Here is a 15,676-nt window from a genome sequence, read left to right as displayed (position 1 = left end):
AAAACGCCAGCTTACTCCTAGTCCGCCAAATACGCCGCGGACAGTTGCTTGCGGCGTCTGCGGTCGGCGCGCGCCAGCATCACCGCATACGCGATCACGGCGAGCGTCACGACGAGGATCGTCAGCGCGGCAATCGCATTCACGCGCGGGTCGAGTCCCAGGCGCGCGCGCGAAAAGATCACCAGCGGCATGGTCGTCGAGCCGGGGCCGGACAGGAAAGCCGAGAGCACCACGTCATCGAGCGACAAAGTAAATGTCAGCAGCCAGGCGGACGCCAGCGCCTGCGTGATATTCGGCAGAGTCACGAGGAAGAACACCTGGTGCGCGCGGCAGCCCAGGTCCATCGCCGCTTCGACCAGGGACTTGCTCATTTCCTGCAGGCGCGACTGCACCACCACGGCCGCATACGCCATGCCCAGCAAGGTGTGGCCGAGCCAGATCGTCAGCACGCCACGCTCGGGAAAACCGAAGACCTTTTGCATGGACACGAGCATCAGCAGCAGAGACAGGCCGATGATCACTTCCGGCATCACCAAAGGCGCGCTGACCATGGCGGAAAACACGGTGCGGCCACGGAAGCGCTGGTAGCTGGTCAAGGCAAAGGCAGCGAAGGTGCCGAGGATGACGGACGAGGTGGCCGACATGAAGGCGATCTTCAGCGACAAGCCAAAACCCGAGATGATCTCCGTATCGCTCATCAACTCGCTGTACCAGCGCAGCGAAAAACCGCTCCACACCATGTCCTGGCGCGAGCTGTTGAACGAGAAAACGATCAGCACGATGATAGGCAGATAGAGGAACAGATAGCCGAACGAAAGCCAGCCGCGGCCGAACCAGCGCTGCAGGAAATTACGTCCGTTCATGTGCGCTCCTCCGCGTCCTGGTCCGTTTTGTATTTGTTAAAAATAGCCATCGGCACGAGGATCAGCAAGACCACCAGCACCGTCACCGACGACGCCATGGCCCAGTCGTTATTGGTGAAGTATTCATCCCACAGCACGCGGCCGATCATCAGGGTTTCCGGACCGCCCAGCAGCTCGGGAATCACGTATTCGCCCACGGACGGAATGAACACCAGCATGGCGCCGGCGATGATGCCCGACTTCGACAGGGGCACGGTGATGCGCCAGAACGCCTGCAGGGGCGTGGCGCCCAGGTCGGCCGCCGCTTCCAGGTAGCGCATGTCCATTTTCACCAGGTTCGCGTACAGGGGCAAAATCATGAACGGCAGATAGGCGTACACCATGCCCACTACCAGAGAAAACGAAGTGTTCATCATGTGCAGCGGTTCGCTCACGACGCCCAGCGCGATCAGCAGGTCGTTGAGCAAGCCGTGGTTGGCCAGGATGCCCTTCCACGCATACACGCGCAGCAGGAACGAGGTCCAGAACGGCAGCATCACCAGCATCATCAGCACGGGCCGGATGGACGGTTTGGCGCGCGCCATGAAGTAGGCGAACGGGTAGCCGATAAACAGGCAGATGGCCGTGGTGATGGCCGCGTATTTCAATGAACTGAGATAGGTGAGCAGATACAATTCATCGGCGGCGATGAACAGGTAATTGGCGATTTTCACCTTCAGCACGACGATGCCGTCGACATACGACAGCAAGCCGCCGAAGGGGCTGCCCGCCGTGTCCATGTCGGACAGGCTGATACGCAGCACGATCAGAAACGGTACCAAAAAGGCGGCCGTGAGGAACAGCGACGGCACGGCGATGACGGCGTTGCGGCCAGTGAGCCAGCGTAAGGTCACCAGGTTGCGCAGCATTTGCAGAATGGACGTCATGGTGGCCTCAGCTGGTCAGCACGACGATGTCGGCACCATCCCACCACACCCACACGCGCTGTTCGCGCTCGAGGCGCGCGGCGTCGTGGCGGGCCGCGTTGGTGCGCGAGACTTTCACCACCGTGCCGCTGTCGAGGCGCACGTGGTAGCTGGTTTCATTGCCAAAATATGCCATGGCGACGATCACGCCCTGGGCGCAGTTGTAGCCGTGCTCCTTTGGTGACGCGCGCTCGTGCAAGGCGGGTGGCTCGATCTGGATGCCGATTTTTTCGGGGCGCACGGCCACCGAGACATCCATGCCCAGGTTGCCCGTGATGCCGTGCGAAACATAGTGCTCGCCATCGGCGGTGGCGATGACCACGTGATCGGGTTCATCTTCCGTGATGCGGCCATCGAACAGGTTGACGCTGCCGATGAAGTCGGCCACGAAACGGCAGTTCGGCGTCTCGTAGATTTCGCCGGGAGCCCCCACCTGCAGGATGCGCCCTTCGCTCATGACGGCGATGCGCGTGGCCATGCTCATGGCCTCGTCCTGGTCGTGCGTGACCATCACGCAGGTCACGCCCACCTGTTCGATGATATTCACCAGTTCCATCTGCGTGCGCTCGCGCAGTTTTTTATCCAGCGCGCCCAGCGGCTCGTCGAGCAGCAGCAATTGCGGCCGCTTGGCCAGGCTGCGCGCCAGCGCCACGCGCTGCTGCTGCCCGCCCGACAACTGGTGCGGCTTGCGCTTCGCGTATTGGCCCAGCTGCACCAGCGCCAGCATCTGCTCGACCCTTGACGCCACTTCCGCTTTTGGCAAGCCATCGCGGCGCAGGCCGAAGGCGATGTTGTCCCACACGGACAAATGGGGGAACAGCGCATACGACTGGAACATCATGTTGATGGGGCGCTGGTGCGGCGACACATCGACGATGCTGTTGCCCGCCAGGGCGATGCGCCCCGACGTCGGCGTCTCGAAACCGGCCAGCATGCGCAGCAGTGTCGACTTGCCGCAACCTGAACTGCCCAGCAGCGCGAATATCTCGCCCTTGTTGATCGTCACGGAAATATCATTGACGGCGCGCACGCCATCGAATTCCTTGACCAGTTGATCAATCAGCAAGAAAGGCGCTGGGGCGTCGCTGGCCGACGCGGCTGGAGTTGCTATCGTCATGTGGGTGCTTTGGGTAAGTGGGTGTCAAAATGAAAAACTGGCCGCTACAAAGAGCGGCCAGGATGGAAGTTTAGCGGAACTGCCGCCATTGCGGTCCAAAAAATGCGCGGATGGCGGCAAAATGGGGAAAAAACCTACACCCAGCCCTTCGCTTTCACGTCCGCGTACGTCTTGTCCAGGCACAGCCGTATCAAGCCCACCATTTCATCGATCTGCGCGCGCGTCATCACCAGCGGCGGGGCGACGATCATGCGTTCGCCCACGGCGCGCATGATGACGCCATTGTCGAACATGTGGCCGCGGCAGATCATGCCCACGCCCTGGTCCTCGTCGAACAGCTCGTTGTCATGCACGGTGGCGCCCTTCTTGCGCACGAGGTTCAGGCCCGCGACCAGGCCGCAGCTGTCCGCATAGCCGACCAGCGGATGTTCGCCCAGGCTGGCGAAGCACTGATGCAGGTACGGTCCCGTATCGTCGGCCACCTTCGCCACCAGTTGCTCGTCCTCGATGATGCGGATGTTTTCCAGCGCCGCCGCGCAGGCAACGGGGTGGCCCGAATAGGTGAAGCCGTGCGTGAATTCGCCGCCCTGCTCGATCAGCACTTTGGCCACCCTGTCGCCCACCAGCACGCCGCCCAGCGGCACATAGCCGGACGTGACACCCTTGGCAAAGGTGATCAGGTCGGGCTTGATGCCGAACAGTTCGGAACCGAACCAGCGCCCCAGGCGGCCGAAGCCGCAGATGACTTCATCGGCGATGAGCAAAATGCCGTACTTGTCGCAGATGCGCTGGATTTCGGGCCAATACGTCGATGGCGGGATGATGACGCCACCGGCGCCCTGCACCGGTTCGCCGATGAAGGCAGCCACCTTGTCGGCGCCGATTTCCAGGATTTTCTCTTCCAGCCAGCCAGCCGCCTTCAAGCCGAAGGCATCGGGTGTCAAGCCATGGCCCGACTCCAGGTAATTGGGCTGGCCGATATGCGCGATGCCCGGTATCGGCATGCCGCCCTGCGCATGCATGCCATCCATGCCGCCCAAGGACGCTCCCGCTACCGTGCTGCCGTGATAGGCATTGTGGCGGCTGATGATGGTGTGGCGCTCCTTGTAGCCAAGGATGTCCCAGTAGCGACGCACCATGCGCAAATTCGTGTCGTTGCCTTCGGAGCCGGAACTGGTGAAGAAGACGTGCTGGAACTGCGGCGGCGAGATTTGCGCCAGCTTGGCGGCCAGCTGCGCGGCCGGCACGTTCGTCGTGCCAAAGAAGCTGTTATAGAACGGCAGCGTTTCCATCTGCCGGTACACGGCTTGCGATATCGACGTGCGGCCATAGCCCACGTTGACGCACCATAGGCCCGACATGCCATCGACGATCTTCTTGCCCTGGCTATCCCACAGATAGACGCCATCGCCGCGCACGATCACGCGCGCGCCCTTGCTTGCCAGATCCTTAAAATCGGTGAACGGATGCAGGTAGTGGGCCGAGTCCATCTGCTGGACGGCGGCCGTGTCATACACCTGCGGCGCCGCGTTTTTCTGCGCCACGGAAGAGACAAAAGCGGCGCTTGGCACCAGCGGATTGTTGGATGTGCTCATTGAGATCCTTTCTTAAACATGGAGCAGAAGATGTTCGCGCTCCCACGGACTGATGACGGTCATGAACTCCTGATGTTCCAGATCCTTGATGGCCGCATACACGTCGATGAAGCGCTCGCCCAGCACCGTGCGCAGCTTGTCTTCCGCGCGCAGCAGCTGCAGGGCCTCGGGCAAGCCTTGCGGCAGTTCGAACTTCATGTCATAGGCGCTGCCCACCATCATCGGCGTCGCTTCCAGCTGCTCCGTCATGCCCAGGTAGCCGCAGGCCAGGGTGACGGCCAGGGCCAGGTAGGGATTGGCGTCGGCGCCGATGATGCGGTTTTCCACGCGCCGGTCCTGCACGCCCGATTCGGGCACGCGGAATCCCACCGTGCGGTTGTCCAGGCCCCACTGGATGTTGATGGGCGCCGCCGTGTGGCGCACGATGCGGCGGTAGGAATTCACGTAGGGCGCGACGATGGCCATGGCCGACGGCATGTAGCGCTGCAAGCCCGCGATGTAATGCTTGAAGATGGGCGCGGCCGAACCGTCCTCGTTGCTGAAGATGTTCAGGCCCGTCTTCGCATCGACGACGCTCTGGTGCACGTGCATGGCGGAACCCGGTTCGCCCGCCATCGGCTTGGCCATGAAGGTGGCGTACATATCGTGTTTCAGGGCCGCTTCGCGCAGGGTGCGCTTGAAGAAAAACACCTTGTCGGCCAGGCCCAGCGGATCGCCGTGCAGGAAGTTGATTTCCATCTGCCCTGCGCCGATTTCATGGATCAGCGTGTCGACGTCAAGGTTCATCAATTCGCAGTAATCGTAGATATCCTCGAACAGGGGATCGAACTCGTTGACGGCGTCGATGCTGTACACCTGGCGGCTCGTCTCGGCCCGGCCGCTGCGGCCGATGGGCGGCTTCAAGGGCAAGTCCGGGTCCGTGTTTTTCGCCGTCAGGTAGAACTCCAGTTCCGGCGCCACCACGGGTTTCCAGCCCTTGTCCGCATACAGTTTCAGCACGCGCCGCAGCACGGATCTTGGAGCGAAATCGACCAGCGCGCCGTCGGAAAAATAACAGTCGTGGATGACTTGCGCGGTGGGGTCCGTGGCCCACGGCACCATGGTGATGGTGGTGGGATCGGCCTTCAAGATCATGTCGCGGTCGGTACTGGAAATGGCGCGGTCGTAGCCGCCATCGTCGACCGGGTAATTGCCCGTCACCGTCATGCCCAGTACCGCTTCCGGGATGCGCATGCCGCGCTCCTGGGTGAATTTCCCGCGCGGCAGGATCTTCCCCCGTGCCACGCCCGTCAAGTCGGGGACCAGGCATTCGATTTCCGTGACGCGCTTTTCATTGAGCCACAAATCCATATCCGTATAGGTGAAATTTTCGCGTATTGCCATGTTTCCCTCTCGCTGGTCTTGATCAAACGCCATGTACTGCGGGCGGCGCGCCTGTCATTTATTCTTTCTTTTTGTGCTGCTGTTCCTGGTAATCGCGGCAAGCCTGGCCAAAGGCATCGAACAGCCGCATCGACTGCGGATTGTCTTCCACCTGCCATTCCGGGTGCCATTGAACGGCCAGCGTAAAACCGGCGGCGCTGGATACTGTGTACGCTTCCACCAGGCCGTCGTCGGCCAGGGCTTCCACCAGCAAGCCATCGGCCAGCCGCGCCACGCCCTGGCCATGCAGGGAATTGACCATCATCTCGCTCTCGCCGCCCAGCAATCGTGACAGCCGGCCATCGGGCATCAGCTTGATACGGTGCGCGGGCGCATACTGGCGCGCCAGCGGGTCGAGCACATTCTCCCGGTGATCCTGCATCTCCGGCACCGCGTGCACGGCCTGGTGCAGGCTGCCGCCCAGCGCCACATTGACTTCCTGGAAGCCGCGGCAGATGGCCAGCAAGGGCAGTTGGCGCGCCAGCGCGGCGCGGATCAGGGGTAAGGTGGTAGCGTCGCGCGCGGGGTCTTGCGGCAAGTCGGGATGCAGGATATCTTCGCCATACAGGCGCGCGTCGACGTTCGAGGCGGAACCGGTCAGCATGACGCCGTCGGCGACGTGCAGCGCCGCTTCCAGGTCCGCATCCGCGCCCAGTGCGGGCAGCAGCAGCGGCATGCAGCCGGCGCCGCGCAGCACGGCATGCAGGTATTTGTCCTGCGCCATGTGCCAGGCGTGGCTGCCAAGCTGGCGCTGGCAGGCGGGAACGAGAACGATGGGACGGCGCATGGAGCTACCTCGCTGGCGTGACGATCCAATGACAGCGCCATGACAGCGCTGCCGCTCGCTTCACTGTACAGCAGAGCCGGCAGGGGCGGCCACACCGATGGACGTGGCCAGCGGCGGTACACATCGCCTACACTACGGCTTTGCAATATTGCCTCTATTGAAATCATCATATGCCGGTCCGCCGCCAAACACCAGCGCCACCGGCAAAGTCTCCTTACTTTCCCATGCATCCACACCGTTTTACAGCCTTTTCAAGTACCTTTTTCACTCTGTGGGGGCAGCCATGAAGCACATGCCGTGGCGCGACTTCTTCGCCCTCGTGGTGAGCATCGGCGTGGTCGGCCTGGGTCTGGGTGCCACCATGCCGCTCACCGCATTGACCTTGCACCAGCGCGGGGTGGGCACGGACATCATCGGCATGATCACGGCCGTCAGCGCCCTCGGCATCCTGGCCGCCTCGCCGTTCGTCTCGCGCTGGGTGGGGCGCTTCGGCGCGCGCGCCACCATGCTGGGCGCCGTGTGGGTAGCCTCGCTGGCGACGATTGCCATGCAGTTCACCGACCACCTGCTGGCGTGGAGCGTGCTGCGTTTCCTGTTCGGCGGCGCCATGGGCGTGCTGTTTACCATCGGCGAAGCGTGGGTGAACCGCCTGGCGCCCGATAATTCGCGGGGACGCGTGGTGGCCATGTACACCACCAGTTTTACGTTTTTCCAGCTGATCGGCCCCGCCCTCGTGGCGCTGTTCAATGACAAGATCAGCTGGAGCTTCGCCGCCTGCGGCCTGCTGTTCTTGCTGGCCGTGCCGGGATTGATGCTGATCTCGAACAGCGGCCCGGAAAAGGAACCGGAAGAACATGGCGTGAAGTGGACCTTGATCCTGCCGCGCATGCCGATGATACTGCTCGGTGCCGCCTTCTTCGCCCTGTTCGACACCCTGGCATTGAGCTTGCTGCCCCTGTACGCGATGGAGCACGGCATCGGCACGGACCTGGCCCTGCTGTCGGCCACCGTGGTGCTGGTGGGCGACACGGGCCTGCAATTCGCGCTGGGATGGATGGCCGACCGCTTCGGCCGCGCCAAAGTCCACGCGGCATGCGGCGTGGCCGTCTGCCTGCTGCTGCCGCTGCTGCCGTTTGCCGTCGGCACGCCGTGGCTGTGGTGGACCTTGCTGCTGTTGCTGGGCGCGGCGGCGGGCGGCATCTACATGCTGGCGCTGGTGGCCTGCGGCGAACGTTTCACGGGGCTGTCGCTGACCAGCGCCAGCGCCATCGTCAACGCCACCTGGGGCGTCACCAGCGGCGGCGGACCACTGCTGACGGGCGTTCTGATGCAATCGGTGGGCGTGAACGCCCTGCCGGCCGTGATGTGGGTATGCGCCGCCATTTTCGTGGGCAGCGCCGTGTGGGAACGCAGGAAGGGGATCGTCTAGCGTTTTTTACTTACTCTCCAGCCGCAGCCGCAGTTCCTCGGCCACCGGGTAATCTGGATACGCCTGCCGGAACGCCGTCCACTCCTCGTGCGCCAAGCTGCCTTCGCCGGCCTTCAGCAACGCGTCGATCTTCACCAGCCACACGGAAGCGTCGAGCCTGGCCGGCGGCGGCAACGGGGCGGAACGGGCCGCGACGGGCGCGGGCATGGCCAGCGCGCGCTGCACCGGTGCCTGGCGCTTCATGCTGGCCTCGGCCTGCATGGCAGCTTGCTGCTCCATCGCCTCCCGCATTGCCGGAGGCGGTGGCGGGGCCGGTGGCGCTGGCGCAGGTACGGGTACTGACACGGGTGCTGGCGCCGGCTCGGCTGGCGCCGGCGGCCTCGGTGCCGCCTTGGCCATGGCACGCGGTGCCGGCGGTGGCGGCACAGACACAGTCCCGGATGCAGCGGCCGGTGCGGCTTCCTGCATCACCTCCTGCGTGACCGGCTCCCCTACCACGGGAAATTGCGCCGGCTTCGAGCCGAACCAGTCCACGCCGATCAGGTTCACCGTCAACAGCACGGCCGCCGCCAGTCCCAGCGGAACGCGCCAGCGCTGCAGGTAGTCCGGTGATTTTTTGGTCGGTAAGGTGCGCAGCACGCCATCGGCGCTGTCGTTGGCGGCAACGGGTTTTGCCAAGACCTTTTCGGCGTCGGCCAGAATGGCCGCATCGAGCACACTGGATGGCGCCGGCTGCGGCAGGCTGGCCAGCAGCGCGTTCAATTCCTCGTCATTCGGTGCGTCGTTCGGTTCCTCATTATCTTGATCGTGCGTATTCATGCCTGTCCTCCCGCGCCAGCGGCGCTGTCCAAGCCCGCGCGCAATTTCTTCATGGCGTAGCGCAGCCGGCTCTTGACGGTTTCCGCTTCCGCCCCCGTCACCACGGCGATCTCGAGGATGCTCATGCCACTGAACTGCTGCAGCACCAGCGCTTCCTTTTGCTCGGCCGGCAGCGCGGCGATAGCCGCATGCAGCAGCGCATGCTGCTGCTTCTGCTCCAGCGATTGCGGCGGCGATGCGCCCCCGTCCGCCAGTTCGCCCACGTCATCGTGTTCCTGTCCTTCCCGCTGACGCAGTAGGTCGATCAGGCGGTTGCGCGCGATCTGGTACAGATAGGTGCGGAACGCCGCCTGCGGCTGGTAACCGGCACGCGCCACATGCAGGCTGGCCCACGCATCCTGCACGATCTCGTCGACCCACGCGCGGCGCGGCGCACGCCAGGCCACGAAGCGGTACAGGCCCTGGCTATGGCGCCGGTACAATTCGCGAAACGACGGCAGGTCGCCGGCGCTGTAGCGCAGCATCAGGTCTTCATCCGTCGCGGTCAGTAAAGTGTCGGGCATGCGGACCAGTGTAGCCGAACTACGCGGCAGCGACAATTTCCCTGCTCCTTCAGCGTGCGGCAGGCGCATAACTGACGCGGCGTACTTCGCGGATCTGTCCATCCCTGAGCGCCCCTTCCACCAATTCATAGCCAAGCAGGGCGAAGACCCGGCCATGCAGGAACAGGGGCCGCGCATTGCCATACCAGTCCACGCAGGAAGCGCGGCAGCCGTCGTCCGGCGCCTGGCCCGGCCGCGCCGCCAGCGCGCCCAGCTCCGTCAACTGCAAACCGCTGTTACGCAGATACAGGACGGAGGCGGCTGACTTGTTGAGGCCAGGCCGCTCGTCCGCACTCAAGATGGGCAGGCCGATCATGCCCTCGCTGGCCGCTTGCGGCTTGTAGAAAAAGCCGTGGCTGCGCGACTCTCCCTGCGCCGCGTCGGCGCGGATATAGCGCGTGGCGATCGTCGCCTGCGCGCCCAGGCGGATGCTGCTGAAGTGCAGATCCTTGCCTTGCGCGCCGATCACCACGGCGTCATCGCCCAGCGCTTCGATGCGCTCCACGCCATGCGGCAGGGACAAGGCTTGCACGCTGCCCGCATCGGCCCAGCGCATGGCATACAGCGGCTGGCGTGGCCAGGCCTGGTCGGCCTTGCGACGTCCGGCATTTCCCGGATTGCCGTACAACAGGTACGCACCCACATAGCGGTTCTGCAAGCCGTAGCCGCCACCACCGGGCAGCGCCTTGTAGCTGCTGGCCGGCGCACTGTCGCGGCCATCGGAAAATGTGGCCAATGGCACGCGCAGCAAGGCCATGTCGCCCCGCCCACGCGCGCCATCCCACATGGCGTCGCCCTGGCCTTCGGCGCGCAGCAGCACGTTCAGGTGGCCGTCAGGGCTTTCGAGGAATGAGAACTGATCGACGGGGGCGCCGGCCACCTTCAGTGCGCTGGGCGCGCTGCCGTCGAGGGGAATGCGGAACACGCCCGAGTCGCTGCCGCGGCGCGTCGTCCACACGAAAACGGATTCGCCCGACACATAAAACACGCGGCCTTGGGGCCCCATCACGGCGGTCGCTTCGCAGCGCATGTCGCGCTGCGCCAGGTCGCACACGGTGACCGTGTGCAGGGTCAGGCCGAAGCCCGTTTCCGGTTCTTCATCGGTGCGGTAGATGCGCGTGGCAGGGGCAATGCGCTTGAAGTCGGATGGTACGGCGTCAGGACGCCAGCGGCGCAGCGCGGGAAAGCCGCCGAACGGGTCGCCCCGGCGCAAGTTCAGCGACAGGGGCGAATAGAACACCAGTTTGCTGCCGACCAGGCGGCTCGCGTAATTGCGCGACGAATAATAATCGTTGGAGCGCAAGTGATACGTGGAGCGGTAGGCCAGCTTGCCGTCGGCGTTGACGTCGAACAGGCCGATCTCCGTGCCGCCGCGGCTGTAACTGTAGCCGATCACCACGACCGTGTCGCCATCGATCAGCATTTCGTCATACCAGCTGCCCGACGGGTCGCTGCCCGGCGCGAACGCGTCGAGCGAGGACACGGGCTGCAGGGCATTGCCCCCCACCTGCACGGTAAACAGCTTGCCGCGCCGGAGCATCACCAGGTGCTTGCCATGCAGCTTGACGATGCCGCCTTCGTCCACGCCCGCCGTCTGCACATTGGTGACGGATTCCGCCGCTTCTGCCGATGCTGCCGGCGCGGCCTTCGCCACCATCGGCGCGGGAGGTGCCGGCGGCGCCGACATGGACTGCGCCGTGGCGCGCTGCAGTTTCTGCTGTTCCCTTTGCAGTACCGCCTGGCGCGCCTGCAACTGCTGCAGATAGCTGCTCAAGGCCTGCTCGCTGGCGAACGGCGCCAGGGTCTTGCGCGGTGCCGTGCCGGCGGCGTGGCTGCCTGCCGACAGCAGCAGGGACAGTATCAATGTGATCTTGAGGGCGCTGGACATCGCTTCTTCTCCGGTTTGGCTGGGTTGTCCAACATGAAACGCAGCGGCGCGGAGAAAGGGGTTAAATGCGCATAAAAATATTCAGGAAGCTGCCGTCTTACTCGAACCCGCGTATGCGGTCGCCATTGAAATTCGGCAGGCGCCACTCGAAGTGCAAAGCCAGGAAACGGAACAGGAAGCCGGCGCCGATGGATGCCAGCTGCGCCACCGAGCTGTCGACCTTGAAGTACAGCAGGCCCACGTACAGGCTGCCCGTAAACAGGGCCACGGTGGCATATACTTCACGCTGCAGCACGAGCGGAATCTGGTTGCACAGGATATCGCGCAGCAGGCCGCCGAAGACGCCCGTGATCATCCCCGCCAGCACGACGATGGCCGGATGCATCTTGGCCGACATGGCGATGTCGCAGCCGATCACGCAAAACGCCACCAGGCCCAGACCATCGACCAGCAGGAAGACGGCGCGCAGATGGTGCAGATAGCGCGCGACAAAAGCCGTGACGACGGCCGCGCCGATAGTAAACAGCAGGTACTCGGGATGCGCGATCCAGCCCAGCGGGTAGTGCCCCAGCAGCACGTCGCGCACGGTGCCGCCGCCGAGCGCCGTGACGGTGCCGATCATGCAAATGCCGAACAAGTCCATGCCGCGCCGCATGCCCATGATGGCGCCGGACATCGCTTCGGCGACAATCGCCACCAGGTAAATCGTATATAACAGCATGCTCTTACTCTTCCGAAAATGATTTGAGAATTTGTTCGCGTTCGCGCGCTTCGTTCAAGGTGCGCGCTTCGTTCGTGCCCGTGCTGGAGCCGCCATCGCCAGCGTCACCGTGCGCCATGCGCGTGTCCGCACCGCCGCTGCCGCAACTGACGCTGCTGTGGATAAAGGCAAAGTTATCCTGCAGGCAGTCGCCGGCCAGGTATTCGGCATACACGTAGTCGCCATCGAGCAGGGCCAGGCCAGGCGGTTCCGCCAGCACCTGTTCGCGGCGGCCCTGCACGGCCACCTGCATGTAGTCGCGCCAGACGGGCAGCGCCAACGTCCCCCCGGTGGCGTTACCCAGGCTTTTCGGCTGGTCGTAGCCGAGCCACACGACGGAGACGAGGCCCGAGGAATAGCCGGCGAACCAGGCGTCATACGCGTTGTTCGACGTGCCCGTCTTGCCGGCCGCGTCGCCGCGTCCCAGCGCCAGCGCGCCGCGGCCCGTGCCACTCTTGACGACGTCGCGCAGCATGCTGTCCATGACATAGGCGTTGCGCGTGGAGATAACTTGCGTGCCCCGTGCCGGCTCGCCCTTGGCGTGTGGCGCCGCATCGCTGAACAGCACTTCTCCGCTGCGGCTGCGCACTTCCTTGATCAGTTTTGGCGGCATCTGCATGCCGCCATTGGCAAACACGGCATACGATTGCGCCAGTTGCAGCGGCGTGACGGCGCCCGCGCCCAGCGCCAGCGGCAGGGAGACAGGATTGCGCGCGCCCTCAAAACCGAAGCGCGTGGCGTAGTGCTGCACGTAGCCGGGACCGGCCGCCTGCATCAGGCTGACGGCCACGAGGTTTTTCGAGCGCACGAGGCCCCGCCGCACGCTGATGAAGCCTTCATAATTGTTGCCGTAATTGCGCGGACGCCACGGCTGCGCACCCGTTTCCTGCGGCAGCAGCAAGCGCTGCGTGTCGTCCACGGCCGTGCCGGGAAAATATCCCTTTTCCAGTGCTGCCGAATACACGAAAGGCTTGAAGCTGGAACCGGGCTGGCGGTAGGCCTGCATGGCATGGTTGTAGTGGTTGCGGTAAAAATCGAAGCCGCCCGCCATGGCGACGATTTCGCCGCTGTGCGCCTCGACGGAAATGAGCGCGCCTTCCATCTCGGGCAGCTGGCTCACCAGCCAGCCCTTTTTCGCCGCGTCGCGCACCACGCGGATCACGCTGCCCGCGACGATGGCGCGCTTGCCATCCCACTGCAGCTTGCCGCCCAGGCGCGCATCCGAGGCCGTCAGCACGATCTCGTCGCCATTGCGCAGCTGCGCCGTCAGCTGGCGCTTGCCGGCGGTATCGACCTTGCGCACCAGCGCGGCGCGCAATTCTCCGCTATCCGGATAGGGGGCCAGCTGGCGCGCCACGCTGTCTTCGGAGGCGGCCAGGCGCGCTTCCGGGCCACGGTAGCCACGCCGTGCCTGCGCATTCAAGAGCCCATCGCGCAGCGACTTGTCGGCCGCGATTTGCGGCGCCATGCGGATGGTGGTCGTCACGTCCAGGCCCATGCTGTAAGCGCCTTCGGGATAGCTTTGCAGGATCAGTTGACGCGCTTCCTCGACCGCATACGCGGCCGCGTGCACGGAGCTGTTGCGGTCCTTGTTCAGCGCCAGTTTTTCCGCCACGGCGGCCGTGTATTCGGCCGGCGTGATGTAGCCGAGTTCGCGCATGCGCTGCAGGATGTAATGCTGGCGCACGGTGGCGCGCTGCGGATTGGCGACCGGGTTGTAGGCCGACGGCGCCTTCGGCAAGCCGGCCAGCATGGCCGCTTCGGCGATGCTGACGTCCGCCAGCGGCTTGTCGAAATAAATGTTCGAGGCGGCGGAAAAACCGTAGGAGCGCTCGCCCAGGTAAATCTGGTTCATGTACAGTTCCAGCAGCTTGTCCTTGCCGTAGTGCTGTTCCAGCTTGTAGGCGAGCAGCATCTCCGTCAGCTTGCGCTGCACGGTTTTTTCGCGCGACAGGAAGAAGTCGCGCGCCACCTGCATGGTGATGGTGCTGGCGCCCTGCGCATGGTGGCCCGTGACGACGTTGGCAAGCGTGGCGCGCGTCAGACCATAGAAATCGACGGCGCCGTGTTCGTAGAAACGCGCATCCTCGATGGCCAGCAAGGCCTGGCGCATGCGCAGCGGGATGTCTTTCAAAGGCAGGAATTCGCGGCGCTCTTCGCCGTATTCGGCCAGCAGCTCGCCTTCGCTGGAGAAAATGCGCAACGGCAGCGCGGGCTTGTACTGGGCCAGGTGCTCGACGGCGGGCAAATCCTGCCACGCCTGGCGCAGCCACCAGCCGCCCGCCAGGGCGGCGGCCACGCCCAGGCCCAGAGTCAATCCCAGGCCGAATTTCAGATTGCGCGCCAGCTTGGACTGGGGCTTGCGGGTGGTGCTGTCGTTCGCTTGTGCTTCCATGGTGGTATTCCTTGCTGCCAGGGGGCCGCGCGCTGGCGCGCGGCACTCCATCAAAGAGGCATTGTGCACTGCAACACACCCATCCTTATGAAAAGTAAGTATTATTTAGTATTGATAAATTTTTCTTATGTTAGGCAGTGGCCATGGATCTCAATCCCAAGCATACGGAAGCGTTTCGCGCCGTCGTCGAAACGGGCAGCTTCGAGCAGGCGGCGCTGCGGCTGCACCTGACGTCGCCCGCCATTTCACAGCGGGTGCGGGCGCTGGAAAGCCAGTTGGGCAATGCGCTGATCGTGCGCAGCCGTCCCGCGCGCGCCACGCGCATGGGCCAGCGGCTGATGCAGTATCTGAAGCGGGCCAAGCTGCTGGAAGCGGACTTGCAGGCGGAACTGGCGGTGCAGCAGGATGCCCCGCTGACCCTGGTGCTCGCGCTGAATGCGGACTCGATGGGCACCTGGTTCTTCCCGGCCCTGTCGGAAGTGCTGATACGCGAGCGCGTGCTGCTGGACCTGACCGTGGAAGACCAGGACCACACGTATACCTTGCTGGAGACGGGCATGGCCATCGGCTGCATCAGCACGGAAGCCAAGCCCATGCGCGGCTGCACGGCCGAACCGCTGGGCGTGATGCGCTACTGGCTGGTGGCCACGCCCGCGTTCCGCCAGCAGTGGTTTGCGCACGGCCTGACGCGCAAGGCGGCGCGCACGGCGCCCGTCGTCGCCTACACGCGCAAGGACACCTTGCAATCGTCGTTCCTGCAGGAAGCACTGGGGCTGCCCGAAGGGGCTTACCCCTGCCATTACGTGCCGGGCGCCACCTCGCACTTCAATGCCATCCGCTATGGCCTCGGCTACGGCATGGTGCCCGAACTGTTATTGAAGGCGAACACGGATGGTGAACTGGTGGAAATGCTCACGCCCAAGACCCCGGCCGACGTGGCCCTGTACTGGCACACGTGGAAGGTGCAATCGCCGCGCATGGAGCAGCTGTCGCGGCAAATCATCGCGGCGGCGCGCAGCATGCTGAAATAGTTG

At 64.2% G+C, this 15,676-nt stretch carries 13 protein-coding genes; 2 read left to right on the top strand and 11 right to left on the bottom strand.

Translation table 11 applies throughout. From position 1 onward, the window contains the following. Window positions 1-17 precede the first annotated feature (17 nt). The 6 genes from CSQ93_RS01050 to CSQ93_RS01025 form a co-directional block, all read right to left on the bottom strand. Entirely contained in the window at window positions 18-863 is an 846-nt protein-coding gene (locus tag CSQ93_RS01050) for an ABC transporter permease (RefSeq protein WP_099376359.1), read from the bottom strand. Further along, complete coding sequence (locus CSQ93_RS01045) at window positions 860-1,789, bottom strand: ABC transporter permease subunit (protein ID WP_099376358.1); 930 nt, start codon at window positions 1,787-1,789, stop codon at window positions 860-862. Before CSQ93_RS01045 ends, CSQ93_RS01050 begins: the two co-directional genes overlap by 4 nt. Window positions 1,790-1,796: 7 nt before the next feature. Beyond that, window positions 1,797-2,945, bottom strand: a complete 1,149-nt coding sequence (locus CSQ93_RS01040; protein WP_099376357.1) for an ABC transporter ATP-binding protein — start codon at window positions 2,943-2,945, stop codon at window positions 1,797-1,799. Window positions 2,946-3,079: 134 nt separating this feature from the next. Beyond that, the gene (locus CSQ93_RS01035; protein WP_099376356.1) at window positions 3,080-4,540 is read right to left on the bottom strand and encodes an aspartate aminotransferase family protein; all 1,461 of its coding nucleotides are present in this window, start codon (window positions 4,538-4,540) and stop codon (window positions 3,080-3,082) included. 12 nt (window positions 4,541-4,552) lie between these two features. Then, entirely contained in the window at window positions 4,553-5,923 is a 1,371-nt protein-coding gene (locus tag CSQ93_RS01030) for a glutamine synthetase family protein (protein WP_099376355.1), read from the bottom strand. A gap of 58 nt (window positions 5,924-5,981) precedes the next feature. Next, window positions 5,982-6,749, bottom strand: a complete 768-nt coding sequence (locus CSQ93_RS01025) for a gamma-glutamyl-gamma-aminobutyrate hydrolase family protein (protein ID WP_099376354.1) — start codon at window positions 6,747-6,749, stop codon at window positions 5,982-5,984. Window positions 6,750-7,032: 283 nt separating this feature from the next. Here CSQ93_RS01025 and CSQ93_RS01020 point away from each other — a divergent pair, with 283 nt between their 5' ends. Beyond that, window positions 7,033-8,178: an MFS transporter gene (locus CSQ93_RS01020; RefSeq protein WP_099376353.1), complete on the top strand. Its 1,146-nt coding sequence runs from the start codon at window positions 7,033-7,035 to the stop codon at window positions 8,176-8,178. A 6-nt stretch (window positions 8,179-8,184) separates the two neighbouring features. Here CSQ93_RS01020 and CSQ93_RS29280 read toward each other — a convergent pair whose 3' ends face one another. The 5 genes from CSQ93_RS29280 to CSQ93_RS00995 form a co-directional block, all read right to left on the bottom strand. Continuing rightward, window positions 8,185-8,997: a hypothetical protein gene (locus tag CSQ93_RS29280; protein ID WP_099376352.1), complete on the bottom strand. Its 813-nt coding sequence runs from the start codon at window positions 8,995-8,997 to the stop codon at window positions 8,185-8,187. Then, window positions 8,994-9,560 (bottom strand): sigma-70 family RNA polymerase sigma factor, encoded by a 567-nt coding sequence (locus CSQ93_RS01010; protein WP_233515980.1) that lies wholly within the window; start codon window positions 9,558-9,560, stop codon window positions 8,994-8,996. The genes CSQ93_RS29280 and CSQ93_RS01010 overlap by 4 nt, the downstream gene beginning before the upstream one ends. A gap of 49 nt (window positions 9,561-9,609) precedes the next feature. Then, the gene (locus CSQ93_RS01005) at window positions 9,610-11,487 is read right to left on the bottom strand and encodes a beta-propeller domain-containing protein (protein WP_099376351.1); all 1,878 of its coding nucleotides are present in this window, start codon (window positions 11,485-11,487) and stop codon (window positions 9,610-9,612) included. A 97-nt stretch (window positions 11,488-11,584) separates the two neighbouring features. After that, complete coding sequence (locus tag CSQ93_RS01000; RefSeq protein ID WP_099376350.1) at window positions 11,585-12,208, bottom strand: trimeric intracellular cation channel family protein; 624 nt, start codon at window positions 12,206-12,208, stop codon at window positions 11,585-11,587. A gap of 4 nt (window positions 12,209-12,212) precedes the next feature. Further along, the gene (locus CSQ93_RS00995; protein WP_099376349.1) at window positions 12,213-14,642 is read right to left on the bottom strand and encodes a penicillin-binding protein 1A; all 2,430 of its coding nucleotides are present in this window, start codon (window positions 14,640-14,642) and stop codon (window positions 12,213-12,215) included. Window positions 14,643-14,779: 137 nt separating this feature from the next. Between CSQ93_RS00995 and CSQ93_RS00990 the strand changes: the two genes are divergently transcribed. After that, window positions 14,780-15,673 carry an HTH-type transcriptional regulator ArgP gene (locus tag CSQ93_RS00990; RefSeq protein WP_199534205.1) on the top strand — a complete coding sequence of 298 codons (894 nt, stop codon included), beginning with the start codon at window positions 14,780-14,782 and terminating at the stop codon, window positions 15,671-15,673. Window positions 15,674-15,676 lie beyond the last annotated feature (3 nt).

It is taken from the genome of Janthinobacterium sp. BJB426 (assembly GCF_002735705.1).
In the GTDB taxonomy this organism is placed as follows: Bacteria; Pseudomonadota; Gammaproteobacteria; order Burkholderiales; family Burkholderiaceae_D; genus Janthinobacterium.
Note: the sequence above shows the minus strand (reverse complement) of the source record. Positions and strands in the feature narration are given on the sequence as shown.